Annotated in this window: 18 protein-coding genes and 2 pseudogenes; all 20 read right to left on the minus strand. The window is 62.6% G+C overall.

Going from position 1 to position 20,361, the window contains the following annotated elements; all coding sequences use genetic code 11:
• Positions 1–128 precede the first annotated feature (128 nt).
• The 20 genes and pseudogenes from EXE63_RS06720 to EXE63_RS06810 all read right to left on the minus strand — a co-directional run bounded on the left by EXE63_RS06720 (position 129) and on the right by EXE63_RS06810 (position 20,325).
• Entirely contained in the window at positions 129–326 is a 198-nt protein-coding gene (locus tag EXE63_RS06720) for a ferredoxin (protein WP_036348106.1), read from the minus strand.
• 30 nt (positions 327–356) lie between these two features.
• Positions 357–1,409: an FAS1-like dehydratase domain-containing protein gene (locus EXE63_RS06725; protein ID WP_168141321.1), complete on the minus strand. Its 1,053-nt coding sequence runs from the start codon at positions 1,407–1,409 to the stop codon at positions 357–359.
• Positions 1,396–1,650: a Zn-ribbon domain-containing OB-fold protein gene (locus EXE63_RS32840; RefSeq protein ID WP_234904395.1), complete on the minus strand. Its 255-nt coding sequence runs from the start codon at positions 1,648–1,650 to the stop codon at positions 1,396–1,398. Before EXE63_RS32840 ends, EXE63_RS06725 begins: the two co-directional genes overlap by 14 nt.
• A gap of 75 nt (positions 1,651–1,725) precedes the next feature.
• Positions 1,726–1,854, minus strand: a pseudogene (locus EXE63_RS33425) (Zn-ribbon domain-containing OB-fold protein); the annotation flags it as partial.
• A gap of 36 nt (positions 1,855–1,890) precedes the next feature.
• Positions 1,891–3,057, minus strand: a complete 1,167-nt coding sequence (locus EXE63_RS06735; RefSeq protein ID WP_168141322.1) for a thiolase C-terminal domain-containing protein — start codon at positions 3,055–3,057, stop codon at positions 1,891–1,893.
• Positions 3,054–4,307 (minus strand): CaiB/BaiF CoA transferase family protein, encoded by a 1,254-nt coding sequence (locus EXE63_RS06740; protein WP_011767844.1) that lies wholly within the window; start codon positions 4,305–4,307, stop codon positions 3,054–3,056. Before EXE63_RS06740 ends, EXE63_RS06735 begins: the two co-directional genes overlap by 4 nt.
• Before the next feature lie 52 nt (positions 4,308–4,359).
• Entirely contained in the window at positions 4,360–5,391 is a 1,032-nt protein-coding gene (locus EXE63_RS06745) for a 2,3-butanediol dehydrogenase (RefSeq protein WP_071948748.1), read from the minus strand.
• 106 nt (positions 5,392–5,497) lie between these two features.
• On the minus strand, positions 5,498–6,040 hold the full coding sequence (locus EXE63_RS06750; protein ID WP_011559073.1) for an aromatic-ring-hydroxylating dioxygenase subunit beta: 543 nt from the start codon (positions 6,038–6,040) through the stop codon (positions 5,498–5,500).
• Positions 6,037–7,427 (minus strand): annotated as a pseudogene (locus tag EXE63_RS33430) (Rieske 2Fe-2S domain-containing protein). Before EXE63_RS33430 ends, EXE63_RS06750 begins: the two are co-directional and overlap by 4 nt.
• 233 nt (positions 7,428–7,660) lie before the next feature.
• A complete protein-coding gene (locus EXE63_RS06760) occupies positions 7,661–8,140 on the minus strand; it encodes a MarR family winged helix-turn-helix transcriptional regulator (RefSeq protein ID WP_011559071.1) in 480 nt (159 codons plus the stop codon).
• Positions 8,130–9,590: an MFS transporter gene (locus tag EXE63_RS06765; protein ID WP_011767840.1), complete on the minus strand. Its 1,461-nt coding sequence runs from the start codon at positions 9,588–9,590 to the stop codon at positions 8,130–8,132. The genes EXE63_RS06760 and EXE63_RS06765 overlap by 11 nt, the downstream gene beginning before the upstream one ends.
• A gap of 315 nt (positions 9,591–9,905) precedes the next feature.
• The gene (locus tag EXE63_RS06770; protein ID WP_234904397.1) at positions 9,906–11,303 is read right to left on the minus strand and encodes an aldehyde dehydrogenase family protein; all 1,398 of its coding nucleotides are present in this window, start codon (positions 11,301–11,303) and stop codon (positions 9,906–9,908) included.
• Between the two features lie 198 nt (positions 11,304–11,501).
• Complete coding sequence (locus tag EXE63_RS06775) at positions 11,502–12,626, minus strand: epoxide hydrolase family protein (protein WP_036349499.1); 1,125 nt, start codon at positions 12,624–12,626, stop codon at positions 11,502–11,504.
• A gap of 85 nt (positions 12,627–12,711) precedes the next feature.
• The gene (locus tag EXE63_RS06780) at positions 12,712–13,371 is read right to left on the minus strand and encodes a hypothetical protein (protein WP_168141323.1); all 660 of its coding nucleotides are present in this window, start codon (positions 13,369–13,371) and stop codon (positions 12,712–12,714) included.
• On the minus strand, positions 13,368–14,036 hold the full coding sequence (locus EXE63_RS06785) for an Rv1363c family protein (protein ID WP_168141324.1): 669 nt from the start codon (positions 14,034–14,036) through the stop codon (positions 13,368–13,370). Before EXE63_RS06785 ends, EXE63_RS06780 begins: the two co-directional genes overlap by 4 nt.
• Entirely contained in the window at positions 14,033–15,490 is a 1,458-nt protein-coding gene (locus EXE63_RS06790) for an MCE family protein (protein WP_168141325.1), read from the minus strand. The genes EXE63_RS06785 and EXE63_RS06790 overlap by 4 nt, the downstream gene beginning before the upstream one ends.
• A complete protein-coding gene (locus EXE63_RS06795; RefSeq protein ID WP_067395692.1) occupies positions 15,490–16,629 on the minus strand; it encodes an MCE family protein in 1,140 nt (379 codons plus the stop codon). The genes EXE63_RS06790 and EXE63_RS06795 overlap by 1 nt, the downstream gene beginning before the upstream one ends.
• Positions 16,626–17,975, minus strand: a complete 1,350-nt coding sequence (locus EXE63_RS06800; protein ID WP_168141326.1) for an MCE family protein — start codon at positions 17,973–17,975, stop codon at positions 16,626–16,628. Before EXE63_RS06800 ends, EXE63_RS06795 begins: the two co-directional genes overlap by 4 nt.
• Positions 17,972–19,300 carry an MCE family protein gene (locus EXE63_RS06805; RefSeq protein ID WP_168141327.1) on the minus strand — a complete coding sequence of 443 codons (1,329 nt, stop codon included), beginning with the start codon at positions 19,298–19,300 and terminating at the stop codon, positions 17,972–17,974. The genes EXE63_RS06800 and EXE63_RS06805 overlap by 4 nt, the downstream gene beginning before the upstream one ends.
• A complete protein-coding gene (locus tag EXE63_RS06810) occupies positions 19,297–20,325 on the minus strand; it encodes a virulence factor Mce family protein (protein ID WP_168145441.1) in 1,029 nt (342 codons plus the stop codon). The genes EXE63_RS06805 and EXE63_RS06810 overlap by 4 nt, the downstream gene beginning before the upstream one ends.
• Positions 20,326–20,361: the final 36 nt, after the last annotated feature.

Consider the following 20,361-nt stretch of genomic DNA (forward strand, 5'->3'; position numbering starts at 1 on the left):
CAGATCCTGATTGAGGATGCAATACACGAGAACTCATGTCGGTTGAGACTCAAGGACATTCGACGATCCGACTCGTCTCCACCATGCATCCGACCCCCTGATACTTGCGCCGTTCACGGCCGTCTCACTCAGGCCGTTTCGAGGCGTAGAGCCGAGACGGGGCAACTGCGAATCGCAGTGACAATCCGCGCCTCATCGCTCTCGGCTACCGTGTCATCAAGAATGACAACAGTTCCCGTATCACCGATGTCAAAGACGTCGGCCGCTGCAACGACACAGTTCGCGTAGCCCTGGCAGACCTCCACGTCCGCCTTGATGACACTCATCGGAACCCTCCTTCTCCTACAGAACTCTGATCAGCATTGCTTTTTGCCGTTGAGATGAATGGCGGCAACCCCTTGCGCCGCTTGCCGATCCCCGGCGAAGACACCGAATTGGAGATCTACGACGTCTGCGCCGGCCTGGGCATGCTTGCCGGTCACCGTCCATCGCGCCTGCACCACGTCGCCCGGGTGAACCGAGGCACTCATCTTAAACGGACCCAGCTGCACCAACCTGCCGCGAAGGCCCATCCATCGACGAAGCCCGGTCTCGAAAAGAGTTTCCAGGCCACGAGTATTGAAGATGATGTCGGCAAGCCCCGCGGCATGAGCGGCCGCGGCGCTGTGGTGTATCCCGGAAAACATGCGATCCGCGGCAATGTTCATCACAATGCGCTGGTAAGTCAGGGCCAAGGCCGGCCCGCGCACTTGCGCACCGACCGTAACGTCGTCGAACTCGAGTGGCGTGTTCCAATCGACACCGGTATCGGCATCGTCGACGGGGCGTGGGCTCCGACCTCGGTCGCCTTGCTGTGAGCGCGCGGAAATGCCGGACTCGGGTCGGGGCTCCGAGGCGTCGTCTGGGACGTAGTTGAAGACGGTATTTCGGTTGCGCGCGACCAGTTCTCCCGAAACCTTCAAGTATTCTGACTCGTATTGCAGGAAGATTCCGGTACCTACCCGGGTGCGCTTCTGCTCTACCGAGATGATCGTCGTAGTCCCCTGCAACCTGTCCCCGAGGTATAGCGGTGCGTGGTACTGCCACTCGCTGCTGACGTTGACCGATCGGCTGAACGGCAGAGCCAGCGTGTCGGTGATGTTGCCCGTCATCTCCTGCCCGTCGACCAGATAGGGACTGGGCTGTCCGGGTGCCCAATACGGCGGCAGCCCCCACAGCGGGGTCATCGTCACCGGGGCCACAACGCCGAGGTACCCGTTCGCCTTCGCTGCCGCCTCGTCGTCATGCAGCGGACAGGAAAAGGTGAAAACCTCCAGTTTGCGGCGGATGTCGTTCTGCGTCACCGAGTCGGCTCCTCGAAAGTGGATCTTCTCACCGACACGATCGCGCAACTCGTCAGCGGCGGTCATCGCCCCGCACTTCCGCAGCGGAGAGCCGAAATGCCGGCAGCACAACATCATCGGCGACGTGCACATAGACAACCTCGACGGCCGCATCCGCCAACATCGCTGTCCCGTCGGCAACTACGCCCACCATCCGTGCCACCATCCGCACACCCTCATCCATTTCGACGACGGCGCACACGAACGGGACGGCCTGGTCGAACCCGGGATGCAGCGCGCGGTGAACAGCCGTGAAGCTGAATACCACTCCCCTGCCCGACGACCTCTGCCAAGACCAAGCGTCACTGCCGCAGCGCGCGCACGTCAGGCGAGGAACGTGGCGCCAGCGATCGCACCCTGAACAACGCTGAAACGACAGCTCTTCACGTCGGCAATGCTCATAGAACTGGGCCGTGAGACCCTCCAGGGATGGCAACGGCGGTGCTGCGACATCCGGTCCCGTTCGTGTCACATCGGTCCCCTTGTGAACCGGCCAGTCACAACGCTGTCACCGACGCAATATCGCGAGAGCACCTGAACCCCATCCGCCGCCCATACCGGTCACTACCGCCAACTCCGCATTGTGGACCTGCCGCTGCGGTAAACCACCGCGCAGCTGCCGCACCGCCTCGACCAGATTGTTCATGCCTTGCACGTGGGCTTCGGAGAGCAAACCGCCGTTGAGATTCGTGGGCAACGAACCGTCAGCGGCGATACATCCGTCGAGAACGAAATCCGCTGCTTCGCCTGGCTTACAGAACCCGGCCGCTTCGATCTGCCGCAACACGTTGACAGTGAAACTGTCGTAAACCTCGAGCAGATCGATGTCAGACGGGGTGACACCAGCGTCGGCAAATGCGCGCGGCGCCGCCTCGGCAAGCCCAATCTCCAATGGGTCGGCCCTGTTGGCGAACTCATCGACGGGAAATGGGCGACCTTCGGCCACACTCATCACAAACACCGGCCGGTGCGGGCTGTCAGCCGCACGATCGGCCGCTGATACCACCACCGCCGCTGCGCCGTCGGTCTCCAGACTGCAATCGAACAAACGAAACGGCGTACTGATCGGTGGAGCGTCGAGATACTCCTGCATCGTCAGCTCACGGCCGCACATCACCGCATTCGAGTTGAGCTGCGCGTTAGCACGAAACGCGACTGCCACCGCCCCCATCGCTTCAGGCGGCACGTCATACTTGCGGACGTATCGGTCGGCCACGAGCGCATACTGGTGCACGGCCGACACCGCGCCCTGTGGCGCGTAATAGTCCCGGACAACCTTGCCTATCGCCATGTCCGCGCTCGATGCCATCCCGCGGGCACGCGGACCTGAGTACCCACACCAGCCCGCGGGAATGAGGACATGCCGCGCGACGCCCGACCAAACCGCCATCGCCGCAGTTGCCAGGGCCGCCACACTTGCCGCGCCTCCGGTATGGGAAGTCACCGCGTAACGAACATGCGTCAGGCCGAGATTCGCGATAAAATCTTCGGCCGTGCCACCGTTGATCGGGCAGATGAGCCCATCGATCTCGCCAGCCGACAACCCGGCATCCACGATCGCGGCATGGGCCGCTTCGAGTTGCAGGCCAAGGTCCGTTGCCGACTCAGTGCCATCACGACGGTAGGCCGTATGACCAACGCCGACGATGCAGGCCTTGTCGCGCAGCGAACTCAATGCCCGGGAACCTCTCCGTCAACGTCGACCGCCCCGACGACGCCACTCGATACCAGCGCCTCGTACTCCGAGTCGGCCATGCCGAGCCACTCGGTCAGCACCCCTTTGCCGTGGATCCCGAGACCGGGCCCAGTGCTGCGCACGGATCCGGGAAAGTTCGTCAGCCTTGGTACCACCCCGGTGACGCGGACCGGACCCAATTCCTGGTCGGCGACCTCGACCAGGCTCTGGCGAGCCGCGAACGTGGGACTGGAGAACATCTCTGCCGGCGTGAAGATCCGCGCAGCCACGACACCGGAGCTCGCGCAGGCCTTTTCGACGATATCGGAGTTGTTTTCGGCGAACCACTGGCGAACCATCTCGCCGAGCTCCTCGCGGTGCAACATCTGCAGTTCCTGAGTCGCGTACTTCGGATCGTTGCGCAGAGTCGTGCCGCCCAGCAGTTCGAGCAGGCTCTGCACTGACCGAACTGTGCCGGTCGCCACGGTGTACCACACCCCATCGCAACTGAGATACGTGTCTGACACCGGTGACGGGCTGACCTGGAACTGATTGCCCTGACGCTCGGCAACAAAGTTCAACTGGTCGTAGAGGATGACCTGCCAGTCGATACCACGGAACAGTGATTCGTAGAGAGCCAGGTCGATACATTCCCCATCGAAGCGATCCCCGATCGCTTCGCGTTTGAACAGTGCTCCGGCAACAGCGAATGCACCCATGATTCCTGTCGTGACATCGCCGAGGGAGAAACCGAAATGCGTCGGTGGCCGGTCAGGATGCCCGGTGATGTGTACCGCTCCGCTCATGGCCTCGCCGACCCGTCCGTATCCCGGCTTTGCGCTCTCCGGGCCGATTTGGCCGTACCCAGAAATCCGCAACATGATCAGCCGCGGGTTCGCTGCGTGCAGTTCCTCCCATCCCAGTCCCCAGCGCTCAAGCGTTCCCGGGCGGAAGTTTTCGATCACCACGTCTGCGCGTTCGACCATTTTGCGCACGAGCGCTTGCCCCTCGGGGAGACGCAGATCGATAGCGACGCTTGACTTGTTCCGGGCCGCGGACTTCCACCAGAGGGGCACTCCGTCTTTCCTCGGACCGGACCTACGCAACATGTCGCCTGAGCCGGGGTCTTCGATCTTGATGACCTGTGCTCCGAAGTCGCCGATCAGCGAGGCAGCGAAAGGCGCCGCGATCACGTGCCCCAGCTCGAGGACTGTCAGACCGTCGAACAGACTCTCCATATTCGCGGACACTTAACTCCTTTGGTGGGGCGGCGTGACAATCGACGGCGCGATACCGGTCGTGCTATGCCGATGGGTCGATCAGAATTTTTACGTGTGCATCGCGGTTGACGCGCAGTTCCTCGAGACCCTGACTGACCACGGCATCCAACGGGATCTCGTCGGTGATCAGTTCACCGAGGCTGATCGCCCCCGTAGCTAGTAAGTCAAGAATCGCCGGGACCTGCCTTTGCGCTTCGTAACAAAATGAAAAGCCGATATTGGCTTCGCGCATGACGCTTCGATTGATGTCGATACCGGCCGGGGCCTCCCAAATCGCCACGACCATCAATCGACCGCGGGGGCGCAGCACGCCCAACGCCGCATCAAGCGCGGGTTGTACGCCCGCAGCGTCGAAGGAGATGTCGACGCCGTTTCCGTTCGTCAACGTCCGAACCACCTCAACTGCATCCTCCGCCAGAGGATCGATTACGCGCGTAGCCCCGACCCGGTGGGCGGCAACGCGGCGCGTCGCCGAAACCTCACTGACGATGACCTGAGTCGCACCTTGGGCAAGTGAGAATTGCACCAGGGCGAGGCCGATCGGGCCAGCGCCGGCGATGAAGACGGTCCCACCCGCTGCCAACCCGCTACGGCGGACAGCGTGGTACGCCGACGCGATCGGTTCAACGACGGCAGCCTCGGCGAGACTGATCTCATCCGGGATGCGAAACAACGCCTTCGTCGGCAACGACGCGTAGCGGGCAAGCGCTCCGTTGACAGCGAAGCCGATGAAACCGACTGCTCCGCAGAGTGCTTCAGCGCCCTGTTTGCAGAAGCCGCATTCACCGCAGCCGAAAACGCCGACGCCGCAGACTCGGTCACCTTCGGTGAACTCGCGCACGCCGGACCCGACGCCGACCACCGTCCCGGAATATTCGTGGCCAATGACGACCCCTGGCGCAGCATGCATCGGACCGGCGATGTACTCATGCAGGTCTGTGCCGCAGATCCCCGCTCGGGCCACCTCGATGACCACTTCGCCCGCACGTGGACTCGGGTCGGGAAGCTCTTCAATCCGCACGTCTTCGCGACCGTGATAAATAGCTGCGCGCACCTACCGGCCTACCTTAAGGACAGACCCAAATTCGCTCGGCCACAACGTTCGTGGGCCGGAGTTTCGGCGGAGGCGCCGCCGTAATGATGTCAAGCTCACCGGCACCTTAGATCCAGAATGACAGGTTGTGCGTGGGCAACGTGGTGTGATCCAGCAGGATCTCGCGCTGGACCAGTTTCAAACCCGTCTCGTCGCGACGAATAATGTCTCGGCGCTCGGCAGAAACTGTCTCCGCCTTGGCTTCGTCCCCGCGCGTGCGCACCAGCAACGCATTCGACGTCACACGGTACTCATCGCCGTCCTCACCAGACCTGACCCTGACATTGGTGATGTAGTGCCGGATCCGCGACGGAGGATCCTCAGCCCAATCCGACGACGTTCGGTGCCGCTGAATACGCATCTTCAGACTCGTGTAGTTATCACTCAGGTGCATAGAGCGCTCAGAGAACCCCGGGCCACCTGCTCTGCGAAGCGTCTGACGGACGCGCGCGAAATAGTGCACATTCGGTGCCAGCAATTCCAGCCACTCTTCGAACTCATCGCGATCCAACAGATCGGCCTCGTCGAAAAGGAAGTCTTCGATTTCCTCGCGCACGTCGCGCGAAACCCTCGCAGCCTGAGGTGGATCCTGCGGCACCGTTGTCGTCATACGTTCTCATCCCTTCTCGGTGTGGCCAGATAGTCGAAGTACTGCTTCCAGTACTCGCGCTGATTCTGTTCGGCGTAGCCACTGGCCAACGGTCGTCCCGGGCCCAGCCACGTTGGATCAGGAGCCAGATTGTCCAGTCCCATCTCCAGGTTCAGCTCCACACCACCAGCCAACTCGCCGCGTGTTCCCTTGGTAATAGCCTGGAATATCTCGGCGTCATCCTGCTCGAAGACACCCCCGACCCCGAACGTCCGAACATAAGTCTCAAACGACTGCTGCTTGAACTCTTCGGGCGCGTTGCGCTCCACGAAGAACCACGACCACACCTCCATACGCGCTGCGTCCAAGGGACGCCATTGCCGCAAGGTCAGAATGGGCACCGGCATAGACTCCCCGTCCTTGGCGATGAAGGCGTTCAAGAAGGACAAGTTCGGGAACACATTGCCATGAATGAACATCGTCCGTTTCAGCAACTCGCCATGGACGTCATCGCCGTAACCCTCGCTGAGACCGGAGACGACTTCCTCGGGATAGCCCATGTACGGCGGTGCGGGTATGCCGGGTGGTGCGCCTAGAACGCCCGCCCCGTGCCCGCCCGATAGGCTGACGTGGGCCGGCGAAACGGCCACATTATCGGGCGGTAACAACCCCAGCTCACACATCGAACGGTGCGTCATGACCGTGTGATAGCCGTCCCCAACAAAGTTATCGGCGCCGGTCTTCCAGTTCGCGTCAATCACCCAACGCTGCGGGGCACCCCACGCCTCAAGGCCGGTCGGGCTCTTCTTCATCATCAAGTCGAGATACCAGCGCATGTCCCGAGGTACTCATCCAGTCCCGGCGCCTCATCCGACACACACCCGAAGACAAGGCCCGCGTACGAGTCCAGCATCGGCAGAGCGCGCAACCCTAGCCGACTCTTGTCGAACGCAGCACCGTACACTGCCTGCTGCGCAGGTATCGCGATGAGATCACCGTTGTTTCGATAGGTCCAACCGTGGTACGGACACTGGAACGCCGACTCATTCCCAGACTCGGTTCGGCAAAGCAGCGTGCCGCGGTGCCGACACGAGTTCGACATCGCCCGAATCGTCATATCCTGCTGCCGCGCGACAATAATTGAGTTATCAGCGATGTAGCGCACTACATAGTCACCCGCATTGGGGATCTCGTCTTCGTGGCAGAGAAACTGCCAGGTCCTACCAAATACTCGCTTCAATTCAAGCTCGTAAAGCGCTGCATTAGCGATGAGAGACGCAGGGAGGCGACCCTTTAGGATGGAGCCGCGCGCATTCTCTAAGGTTCGCATTGTCGTCGCATCAGGCGCCATCGAATCCACCGGGCGCACCTTCCTATCGATTTGTGCCCCTAGAACGTGAGCACTCATGTGGGCTATGCCACACGGAAGCTTACATAGGATGACAACTGTTTGCAAGCTATTATTTAGGCCACCGCGGTAACGGCGGTATCAGCCGGCATCCCCTCGCAGACCGACGTCTGCCACCCAGGACTCCAACCGAACAGAGTTCTTCTCGACAGTCGCGGCCCTTGGTCCACCAATCCCGCCATCTGACCCGACTTCTGCAGACCCCACAGCGACCCTGGCATGTTGCAGGTTCGCTAGGCCGGACTGAGAGTCGTTCGTTGAGCGATCCGGCCGCGGCTTTCATTCAGTGTTTGGCGGGCGGCGCTGACTCTTGCTATCGCATCGCGCAGCGCCCTCAGTTCATTACCCTCAAGTGCCGCAAGCGCTTCGGGAGCCGGGTCGTCGACCGCATTGATGGTGGCCACCATCGACCAGCCGGCGTCGGTCAGTGATACCACTTTGTACCGCCGGTTGGTGGGAATAGTCTGACGCATGACTAGGCCGCGGTCCTCCAGATCGTTGACGGCCACCGTGGCCGCCGGGGGATCGATTGTCACGGCGTGCGCGACCTCTTTGACGGTCATCGACCCGCGGGACAGCCGGAGCAGTATCCGGATGCGACTGAAAGGTAGGCCCGTCTGGTCGACGGTCGCTCGCCTCCAACTGTCGCGGTTGTCGGTGACCAGTGCGGTCATCGCGCGCCAGACCTCGTCCGCTTCCGGATTACGCGACATCGGCAGCCTCCCGTCGCGGATCGGTTCCTGCGATCAGCGGCGCCAGATGCTCTGCTGAGCGCAGCGCGCGCTTCGACGTCGAGTAGACACCGAGCGTGAAGATCAGCACACCAACTCCAGCGAACACTAGCCATAGGGGCTGGGCGGAGACCGCGAAATCGACGTTGGTGTCGCCCAATGCCGCACCAGCGACCGGGCCGCATATGGCCACACCGATGGCGACGCCCACCTGTCGGCTCGTGGATGTGATAGCCGCCGCCGCACCGGCGCGGTCGGTCGGCATACCGCTGACGGCCGCGGTTGTGACCGGTGCGTTCACCATCGAAGTACCGACGCCGAAAACCGCAAAGGCGACCAGCATTTGCCATTGCGGGGTAGCGTCGCTCATCTGCGCGAACATGAGAGTCGCGGCGACGATCAATGCGCCGGCGATCATCAGCGACGGTCTGGCACCAAATCGCCCCACCAGCCGGCCAGACAAGGGCGAGAAGATGAATGCGCCGACGGCCACGGGCAGAAACATCAGCCCGGTGTTCACCGCTGAAAGCCCGCGCTCCCCTTGCAAATAGATTGACATCATGAACAGGAACGCGCCCCATGCAGCGAATGCGCACACCGCGATGGCCGTCGCCGAAGCAAACGGGATGCTGCGGAAGAATCGGAGCTCGACGAACGGGTCGAGGCGGCGTGACTCGTAGCGCAGGAATGTCGCGAAGGCCAGCGCTGCGAGGCAACAGCTAACGACGACGCGGGTGTCGGTCCAGCCCATCCCTGGCCCTTCGATGAGTACGAACACCAGTCCGAACAGGAAGGCCATGCCCAGGACCAAGCCGATCAGGTCGACGTGGCGCATGGTGACCGACTTGGATTCGGGAACGAAGATCGCGGTCAACAGCACCGCAAGCGCGCAGATCGGCACGTTGATCCAGAACACTGCTCGCCAGTCAACATACTCGAGAAGTATTCCGCCCATGATCGGACCCAAGGCCATCGAGATGCCTACGACGCCCCCCCATATGCCGATGACGCGCGCGCGCTCCACTCTGCCGGTGAACACCTGCGTGACGATCGACAACCCAGCAGGAGTGAGCATCGAACCGCCGATCGCCTGCAGGAAGCGGGCGCCGATCAGCGTTTCGACGTTGGGAGCCACGCTGCACAGTAGGGAGGCCGACGCAAAGATTGTCAACCCGATCTGCAACGTACGCCGCCGACCGAATCGGTCGGCCATGGCACCCGAGAGCAGCAATAGCGAGGCCACCATCAAGGTGTAGATGTCAATGACCCACTGCATTTGCGAAGGCGACGCCGAAAGGTCGGCGCGGATGCTCGGGATTGCAACGTTGGCGATGGTCACGTCGATCGACACAATGAGCACGCTCAGGCAGCAGGACGCCAGGACGAAGGCCTTGTGCCGGCGGCTCAGTCGTTCGACAACAGTTTCATTCACACAACTATTTTGAAACTACAACTGATGCTAGCGCAAGTCGGCGTGTACCAGTCGATTGCGTGCTGCCCGACCCGACGCCGGACATAGCCGCCGCCGCGGGCATCGGAGGGGTTCCGGGGGAAACAGCCGCGTGTCACATACCCGCAACGGCGCGATGCCGTGTCCCGAGTCGATTTTCTAATCGGTCGCTTATCGTCTGGGGCGCCGATGCACGGCCGACTGACGCCCTACGTCAAATAGCAGTTCTCCCACAGGATTTCGACTGCGAGAAAGGTCACCGTCCGCTGTCGACGCCTTCCAGCGCATCGACGCAGTTCAGTCCAAGGTGACGGTTACTGCCTTGACTTGGGTGTAGGACAACAGTTCCTCCGTGGACTCTTCGGATCCAACACCTGACGATTTCCAACCGCCGAAGGGCAACCCCCAGTAATGGCGTGCACTGCCGTTTATCCAGACGTAGCCGGCATCAAGTCCCGCAGCCATGCGGTGGGCTTGGCTTACGTCGTTGGTCCACACCGCGGCGGTCAACCCGAACTCGACGCTGTTGGCAACTTCGACAGCCTCGGCTTCGTCACGGACGGTCAGCACCGAAAGAACGGGCCCGAAGATCTCGTCGCGGGCGACATCGGCTTGTGGTGCCACTCCAGCCAATACGGTCGGGGCGACATACCAGCCTTTGCTACCAACACCCTGCGCGCGTCCTCCACCGGTAAGTACGCTGGCGCCGCCCGCCCGTCCTGACTCGATGGCCCGCAACGACTTTGAGTATTGCGCTTGGTCGATGACGGGTCCCATGTCCGTGCCGTCAACGAGCGGGTCGCCTACCTTGATGGCAGCGACCTGATCGACGACCAGATCAATCACCTCGTCAGCGATCGCTTCGTGCAGCAGCAGTCTGCTTGTTGATCCGCATGATTGGCCCGCGGTGGTGGTGAAGTTCATCCCTACCACGGCGCTTTTGGCAGCCGCCTCGAGGTCGGCGTCGGGCATGACGATCATCGGGTTCTTGCCGCCGAGTTCCAGCGTGACGTATTTGACGCCGTGCTCGGCCGCCAAGCGCTGGATATGTCGGCCCGTGCCCGGGGAGCCGATGAAGCCGATTCGCCGGACTAGTGGATGGGCAACCAACGCGGCGCCGGCAGTTGCCCCGTGCCCGGTTACCACCCCGAATAGGCCTTCGGGCAGGACCTCCCTGGCGAGCTCGGCGAGCCGGATGGCCGACAACGGTGTTTGATCGGGAGCTTTGAGCACCACGGCGTTCCCCGCCATCAGCGGAGCGGCGATCTTGGATCCTGCAAATAGGACGGGATGATTGAAGGGGACGATTCGAGCGACTACGCCGTAGGGCTGCTGCAGCGTGTAGTGCAGGTTCGCCGAGAGCGGGATAGTCCGTCCGCCGAGGTCGAGCGCGTCGTCTGCCATCAGCTCGAGCACGTCGGCCGCCCACGTGACGTCGTCGCGCATCGCAGGCAGTGGAAAGCCGCCGTCAATTGCGTCGAGCAGCGCGAGCTCTTCAGAGTGATCGCGCATGAGTGTCGCCAAAGCCCGCAGCGCGGTGCCGCGCTGGCGAGGCGTCCGCAGCGCCCAATCGCGTTGAGCGGCATGTGCAGTCGCCACCACCCTGTCGACATCCTCACTGCTGCAGTCGGGCACCTGGGTCAGCACGTCGCCGGTACACGGATCCTCCACGTCGTAGACGCTTTGGCCCTGCAAAGTTGCGTCACCTAGCGGGAGCGTCCACGTTCTCATGACTGCACTCCGTGGGTCGTCTACCACTCATCGCCTCCTTGATAGTTGACACGTGCTTGTCAGCGGGCATCCTCTTGCTAGCAGATAATATCTCCGCAATACAGAAAGTTTAGCTCATCGAAAGCGTGCTCCCAAAGCTTCGTTGCCTGCCGGCTGGCCGCATCACCGCACGGATTCGAAGAATGCGCGGATGTCGTCGACGAAGAGCCTCGGTTGTTCCAGAGCGGCGAAGTGCCCGCCGCGCGGCATGGTCGTCCAATGGGTGATGTTGTAGATCGGTTCGCACCAACTTCGCGGTGCGCGCAGGACCTCCTTGGGGAAGGCAGCAATACCAGTGGGCAATTCCACACGAGTTGTCGCGTCCAGGGTCTTGAAGCTCTCCCAGTACAACCGGGCCGAGGAGGAGCCACTATTGGTAGCCCAGTACATCATGACGTTGTCGAGGAGCTCATCGCGGCTGAGCACGTTCTCGGGATGGCCGTCGCAGTCCATCCACGCTGCGAATTTCTCGACGATCCAGGCCATCTGGCCGACCGGCGAATCGGCCAGTCCGTAGCCGACGGTCTGAGGCCGGGTGGACTGCTGCTCGGAATAGCCTGTCTCCCAACGCTGATAAGTCGTTAGGGCGGCCAGGGCCAGCTGTTCTTCCTCGGTCGGATCGGTGATGCCGCCCGCTGGAGGGTAAGCGATCGGCATATTCAGATGGATGGCGGCGCAGTGGCCGCGGTTGCGGCCCATTTGTGTGGTGATCGCTGCGCCCCAGTCGCCGCCCTGGGCGCCGTAGCGCTGGTAGCCAAGGCGCAGCATGAGCGTCTCCCAGGCCTGCGCGATCTTCCCGACACCCCAGCCGGCGTTGGTGGGCTTGCCGGAGAAACCGTAGCCCGGAAGCGCCGGGCACACCACGTGGAAGGCGTCCTCGGCCCGTCCCCCGTGGGCAGTCGGGTTGGTCAGCGGCTCGATCACGTTGTGAAACTCCACGATCGAGCCGGGCCAGCCGTGGGTGATCACCAGCGGAAAAGCCTCTTGGTGCGGAGATCGCTGGTGGATGAAATGGATGTCCACGCCGTGGATTTCGACGACGAACTGATCGAATCGGTTGAGGGCGGCTTCACGGGACCGCCAGTCGTATCCGTCGGCCCAATAGGCGGCCAGTTCGCGGGTGTACCCGAGCGGGATGCCCTGGGTCCAGTCCGGTACACATTCGGCTTCCGGCCAACGGGTCCGCGAAAGACGCGTTCGTAGATCGTCGAGAACGTCATCGGCGACGTGGATGCTAAATGGTCTCACTGCGCGCACGGCACTCAAGGTCACTCCTCACACGTTGTTATCGGCGGACTCGGGGGCCACCCCGACCCTGAAGTTTGGATGGTGCTCATTTCGGCTCGAAACCCGATATCAACCAGTGGGATCCGACCTTGTCGAGGCTGACCTGGACTACGGAGTCGGTCTCTGTCGGCGCGTCTTTGCCCACAGTGGTGGTTTGGTCGACGAACACCATGACGATGGCACGGTTCTTGCTTACGGAGACGGAGGCGGCGGCTGACACCCTGGCGGTGGCTGAGATTCGTTGCTGCTGTGCCCCAGGAATGACGACATCCTCCGTCAACGATGTGTATGAACCGCGAAATGGTCCCGTCAGTCGATCCCGCGCAGCCTTCAATTTCTCGGCTGCCGTTTCGGGTGTGTAGGACAGCATCGCGACCGTAGCTTCGGTGGCGACCTGAACGGTTTCAACGCGGGCGCGATCCTCGTCACTGGCGGTTCCTTCTTGATACTTGAAGTAGGCCGCGCCCAGCGCGAGCAACAACGCGATAGAGGGCAAGAGCCAGAATCCGAGCGTCCGCACGAAAGTGCCGCCACGATTGTCTGTCGAGGCGACATCGTCGGGGTCCTGGCATTCTGGCGCTACGTCGGCCTCGCATCCCGACGCGCTTTTCGATGTTTTCTCGGGTGATGGCGGTTGGTCGTCGGCTTTGGCGGAGTGGTCGGCCTCGCCGTCATCGGGCTCGACTTTCGCTGGTGAATTCGTCATGCCACGAACTCCACGTCGGCGACCTTCGCATCGTTGCCGACTTTCTGCACCGTGACGCGCATTCGCCATGCTCGGGGTTCCTGTTCTGGCCCATCGCCGACCGTGGTCTTCACACTGACCGCGACCAGCACTTGGGCTGTGTCACGGGACTGCGATTCCAAGCCGGCCTCGGTAATGGTGCCCACCGATTTCGACTTTACTTTGTTGACCACGTCGATGAACGGTTGTGACCGCTGGGAGAACTCGTCGTAGAACGTGCCGGTGGCCGAGTCGAGAATGCGCTTGACATCGGCGTCGGCGTGCTGCCAGTCGATCGTGGTTAGATTCAGTGCGCCTTGACGTCCGACCTGCACGAACAACTGGCGTTGTTCGGAGGCTTGATGCGCTTGGTGGGCTTGGTAGCCCAGCCAACTGGTCAGTGCGGCCATCGTCATGACCGCCACCAATCCCATCACAAGCGCGAGTCGCTGCGGCGGCATTGGGTTTCGCCAGGCGCGATTGGCGTCCCGCTGCTGTTCGTCGTTGACGCCGCCTTCGGGGTCGTCGCCGTCGGCGCCCGCACCGTCAGCGCCCTCGTCGGGGCCGACATCGAGGGTGTCATCAGGGGCAGTCGAGCACAGTGTGGGATTGTCGCGGGCGGGGTCTTCGGTCGTGCGGGTGGTCACGGTTCACCGTCCTCTGGAGGAAGCAGCATGTCCTGCCAGGTGTGCAGCCCGGCGGCGTTCCGGCCCAAATCCGCTTGCCGGTACTGTTTGCCATCAGGTCCGATGTAGCTGCCGGTGCTCGGGTCGTACTCGGCAATCGCAATCGGGGCGGTCGCCGGCACAGGGGTGGGCGGCGTTCCCGGCGGCAGCTGCGGAACCGGCTGACCGGACAGCGTCGCGTTCGGATCACCTTTCCAGTTGGTGCCGTCGTTGAGTGGTACGTAGTTTTCGTCGCTTTCGCACATCTTCACCGTCGGCGCGCGCTTTCCCGGCCGAGTCACACAGGGCAGGTTGCGAGCCCCGCGGACGTTCGTGAGGCCGGAATCCTGTGGTATCCGGCAGTAAAAGTCACCGGCAGGCTTCGGTGGGTAATCCACCTCAGTCGGTGAGCGTTGCTGTTGCGCGGGTAGGTATCCCGTTCTGCACGGCGGGGGCACATTGAGGTTCAGGTTGAAGGACAAGAACACGCCCTTGTAGTCCTGTTTGGTGTTTCGGTTGGCCAGCGCGGCACCCTGGAGACCGGCGATCTCGATCGGGAACAGGGCGAGGAGCTGCTCGAGGTTGGGTTGATAGGTCAGCGCCACTTCGCCGAGGCTGACCAGATTGGCCAGCAGGATGGGCAGAGTGGGCCGTACGCGGTCGAACAGCTGACGTACCTGGTCAGCGGCGGGGGGTCCGTTGACCAGTAAGCCCTGCACCGATTCATCCTGGAGTTGCAGCTGTTTGGTGATTTGAGCGAGATTGGCCGCCCAGGTCTGGATGGAGTCGGAGGTGTCGGTCTGGGTATCCAAGATGGGTTTGGCCTCGTCGATGAGGGTGATCAGCGCGGGCAGGTTCTTGCGCGCATCGATGGCCAGCGTGGCGGCACCCCGCGTCAGCCGTGAAAGCTCGGGGCCCAAGCCGCCGAACGCCGTGTAGGACTCGTCGATCACCGTTTTGAGGTTGTCACGCGGGATCGCCTGGACACCGGTGTTGACAGCCCGCAGCAGTGCGTTGATGTCGGGGGGGACCGAGGTGCGGTCGGCCGGTATCACGTCGCCGTTCTTCAGCGGCGCACCGTCACCGCTTCGCGGGACGAGGTCGACGAACAACTCCCCGACCGCGGTCTGGCTGCCCACGCGAGCCTCGAGGTCCGCCGGGATCTTGATGTCCGACTGCAGCGACAGCACGGCATCGACTCCGGTGTCACTGAGTCGGACGTCTGTGACCCGACCCACCGTCGCGCCCCGGTAGGTGACGTTGGCGTTGTCGTACAGGCTCGCTGCGTCCGGCAGCTTCATGGTGACTTGGTAGCGGCCGACACCGAAGAGCAGACTCGGCAGCCGAAGGTAGTAGAAGGCCATGCTTCCACCGGCCAACAGTGTCACCACTCCAAACACGGCCAGCTGCAACCGGACTCGTTTACTCAGGTACATTACGGTCCTTGGTCCAACCGGTAGGGGACGATCAGCGGATTTCGCGCGGTGTAGGGGCTGGGCAGTTGCCCGATCGTTCGGCCCCACTGCAGTTCCAGTTCGGTGAGCTTGCCTTCGAACCGGGTACCGGTAAACAGCGCCGCGTCGATGCGACTCAATGTCAAGTCGACGATGGTGGTGATGTTGGCGTAATCACCGCGCCACCACTTGGTGAGGTTGTCTTTCACGAACGGAACCGTGGTGAACAAGTTCAGTGAACGGGTGAGCGCGGGACCGGCGTTCGCCAGTGATTCCAGCACGGGTCCCAGGTCGTTCAGGATTTGGATCAACGACTCTTGGGACTGGTTGACTGAGTCGGCGGCCAGCGCGCTGAATTTGCCGAGCTGGTCGACCGCCTCCACGAGCTGGTCGCGTTCGGCGTTGATGACCGCAAGCGCGTCGGGAATCGTTTCGAGGGCCTTGTCGATGACTGGTTTTTGTGCCGCGAACTGGGCGACCAGATTGTTGAGGCTTTCGGTGGCCGCGATGATGTCGCCGATTTGACCGTTGACGTTGGCGGTGAAGGTGTCCAGCTGTGTGAGCAGGCTGCGGAATTCCTCTTCCCGGCCTCCGAGCGCGGACGTGATTGCTGCGGTGATGTCCTGTACTTGCCCCACTCCGCCGCCGTTGAGCAGGAGGGATACCGACGCCAGGGTCTGTTCGGTGGACGGGTAGGCCCCAGCCGAGGTCAGCGGGATCAGCGAACCGGCCCGAAGTTTTCCCGCCGGGCGAACATCGGTGGGGGGTGCCAACTCGATGTGCAGTGAGCCCAGCAGGCTGGTTTGACCCAGCGACACGGTCGAGTTGGCGGGAAGATCGACGTCGCCATTGAGTGCGAGCGTGAGCAGCGCATGCCAGCCTCGACGCTCGATCTTCGTGACGGTGCCCACATTGACGTCGCCCACTCGGACACGCGAGTTCGGCTGCAGATTTTCGACATCGGGCATTTCGGCCTGGATCGTGTAGGAGCCCTTCCCGTTGCCTTGCGTCCCGGGCAGCCGAAAGGAGTTCAGGCCGCGAAAACCGCATCCCGACAGCGCGGCGATGGTCAGTGCGATCACGATCACTGCGCCGGCGCGAACGCAGCGCTTCCTCGTCATGAGCCGCCCCCGGGCGGAATCATCATGCCGGGCAGCCCGGCGGCCGGATCGGTCTGCTGATCCGACGGGCCGGGAACCGGCACCGGGGCTTCGGCTGGCAGCGCTGGCCCGGCAAGCGGTGGCGGCGCATTCGGGTCGGAGGCCGTTGCGCCGAGCGGCGACGTCGGCTGCGGCGGAATGTAATCCGGGCGCATCCAGTCCTCACTGTAGGTGACTTCATTCGGCCGGGCGCTGGCCTGGACAAAGGGGTTCACCCCGATCGGGGGGAAGTTGTATTGGCGGTTCTTGATGATCGGCGCCAAGTACTGCACACATAACTTCGCCGACTGTTCGTTGTTCAGTCGCGACGCGGCCTGTACTGCGCCGCACAGAAAGGTGATCGGATCCGAGAAGTTGGCGACGTTGAGGGCTCCGGTGAGCGTGCCCTGGGCGGGCTTGTAGAGGTTGGCGGCGTTGGACAACGTCGTCGGCGCGATATGCAGCAGCTGTTTGATGTCGTCGGTGCTGTCCGTCAGTGCCTGTGAGACCGACGTCAACTTGTCCGACGTGGCGCCGATCGTCTCGCGGTTTGCGGCGACGAAGGCCGTCAGGTCGCTCACCACGTCATTGAGATTCTTCACCGCATCCCCGACTTCGGTCGGGTTGTTGGTCAGTAGCCCGGTGACCGACGCGAGGTTCTGATTCAGCTGACGTATCAGGACGGTGCTGTCCTGCAGCGCAGACACGAGTGTCGAAAGATTCTTGACGCTGGTGAAGATGTCCGGGCTGTGATCGGCTAGCGCGGACACCGACTGGGACAACTTGATGATGGCGTCGCGTATTGCCGGGCCTTGGCCGCGCAAGTTGTCGGCGGCGGTGTTGACCAGGGCGCCCAGCGTGCTGACTCCGCCGGGCTCGGTGGGCTGCAGCAGTGTCGTCAGCCGTTCGAGCTGTTGGCGGACTTCGTCGAACTCCACTGGAACCGCGGTGCGTTCCCTGGGGATGATGGCGTTGTCGTGCAGCGTCGGGCCACCGGTGTAGCCGGGAGTCAATTGGATGGCGCGGGAGGTCACCAGTGTCGGCGACAGGATGACGGCTTTGGCATCGGCGGGCACCGTGTATTTCGCGTCGACCCAGAAGGCAATCTTGACTTGTGTGGGCTGCGGTTCGATGGCGTCGATTCCGCCTACGCGAACGCCCTTGATGCGGACATCATCGCCGACGAACACCCCGTTGCTGTTGTCGAAATAGGCGACGACGTGCAGGCGATCGGACTGCTGTGCCGCGCGCGCCACCGCAATCGACCCGCCGGCGATGAGGCCCACCAAAACGATGGCCAATCCGAGTTTGGTCCGAGATTTCGTCATGGTCTGCCTTGGGGAATCGAGGAATCTGTTGGTCCGGGCGCGACTTCGCCGGGCGCCGGCACGAAGACCGGGCTTGGGCTGGGCGGCTGTGGGCCGTGCTGATCGGCTGGTGGGGATGCGGGCGGACCTGGTGGGGGTCCACCTGGCGGAGGGGCCGGCACGGGTTCGCGGTACGGGTAGCGGGGATCGCCCGGATTTCCGGTGATCGCGTCGGGCAGCGTCAACTTGGGGTCGCCACCCTGGCCGGTCCTCGGATAGGGAATCGGCAGCGCCGGAGTGCCGGGCTGGCCCACCTGGGGGTCGTCGCGCTCGGAAGGTAGCAGCACGTTGGGATCCAGACCGAGGTCGGAGAACGCCGCATCGACGAACGGTTGAATGAACTGTCCGGGCAGTAGGTTGGCGAGGTAGGCGTTGAAGAAGGGGCCGGCTGCGATGGTCTCGCCGAACTGCATCGCATAGGCTGCCAGCCCTTTGATGGACTCTTGGATTTGAACCTTGCGGTTGTCGAGGATCTCGAGAACCCCGTTGAGCTTGTCGAGGGCGGGTTTGAGCGTCGTCTTGTTTTCCGCAATGAACCCGGCGATCTGCCGACTGAGCTGAGTGATGTTCGTCGAGATCTCATCCAGCGCAGCGCTTTGCGAACGCAGCTGCGCCAGCAACGCATTGGTGTCGGAGATCAGACGCACTATGTCGGTAGTGCGTTCGCCCAGGACGGTGGTCGCCTTGGCGGCGTTCGCGAGCAGTTCGCGCAGCCGGGCATCGCGCTGGTTGAGAGTTTCCGAGAAACGTGCGACACCCGCGACGGCGAGGCGCAGGTCATCGGGGGTGTCTTGGAGCGTCTGGGACAGCACTGCTAACGACGTTGACAGTTGCTCGGTGTCGAGCCCGCTGATGGTAGTCGTAAGGTCTCCGAGGGCGTCCGGCAATTGATACGGTGAGGTCGTCCGCTCGACAGGGATGGCGCCGGAGAGTGTCCCCGCGCCGCGGGTCGTGAGATCAAGGACCTTATTGCCAAGCACACTGGTCGTCTTGATCGACGCCTCGCTGCGGTCCCCCAGCCGGATACCGTCGGCCACCGTGAACTTGACCAGTACCCACTGCCCGTCGAGCGTGATGCTCTCGACTTGGCCGGCGGGAGCGCCCGACACCCGCACCGGAGCTCCGGTGGTCAGTCCACCAGCCTCGTCGAAATATGCCGAATAGGTCTTGCCGGAGGAGACGAACGGCAGCTTGTCGTAGTTGAGCGCGCCGAGGACCAGGGCGGCGGTGGCCACGACCCCGATGGCTCCCATGAGAACGAAGTTGCGCTCCGCGAACGGCTTCATTGGGGTGTGCACCTGCCGCTGTCTTGTCCCGCCATCTTGATGTACACGGGTTGTCCGCCCTTTCCATTCACTTTCAGCAGCAGATCGCACAGGTAGAAGGCGAAGTAGTTGCCGTAGAGCCCTTGCCGCAGCAGTACTCGGTAGGCATCAGGCAATGTATTGAGGAGGTTGTCGAAGTAGTCACGATCTGCGAGCACAGCGGTCGCGGTTCGATCGGTCTCGTGCACAGTTTTCTGCAGCGGTGGTCGGGCTTGTGCGAGAAGGTCGGCGATCGACCGGGCAGCCTCGTTGGCATAGGCCACTCCGTTGCTGATGTCCTGCTTGCGGGCTTGCAGCCCGTGCACGAGCTGCGACAGCGAGTCGACAGCCTTGCCGAATTGCTCGCTGTGCTCGCCCAGCGATCCCAGCACCGCGTTCAAGTTGACGATGGTTTGCCCGATCAGCTCGTCTCGGTCGGCCAGAGTGTTCGTCAGCGCTGCAGTCTGAGCCAGTATGGAACCGATCGTGGCGCCTTGACCCTGAAAAGCTGCGATGAGTTGGCTGGTGAGAGCGTTGACCTGTGTGGGGTCCAGGGCGCGGAACAGCGGCCGGAACCCACCGATCACGGCGTCCAGATCCAGTGCCGGCGCGGTGCGATTCAACGGAATTGTGTCGCCGGGCCGCAGTTTCTTGGTCCCGCCCGCGCCTTCCTCGATCGCCAGGTAGCGGTCTCCGATCAGGTTGTCGTATTTGATGACAGCGCGGCTGCCGTCGGTGAGTACCACCGAGTCGTCGGCCCCGAACTCGACCTGCACCGTCGAGTCATCGCGGACTGTGATGGTTTGGACCTTGCCGACCTCCACACCGGCGATGCGGACGAAATCCTCGCTCTCCAGTCCGCTGACGTTGGTGAAGACAGCGGTATAGGTCTGTTCGCGCTCGAAGCGCAGCTGTGCGAAGACGGCAAAGAGGGCAAATGCACCCAGAGCGCACACGAGCACGAAGATGCCGAGGCGCCACAAGACAGCCGACACTCTATTGGTCACGGCTAAGCTCCCCTCCGACATCTGCGGGTATGTTTC

It is taken from the genome of Mycolicibacterium frederiksbergense, assembly GCF_012223425.1.
Lineage (GTDB): Bacteria > Actinomycetota > Actinomycetes > Mycobacteriales > Mycobacteriaceae > Mycobacterium > Mycobacterium frederiksbergense.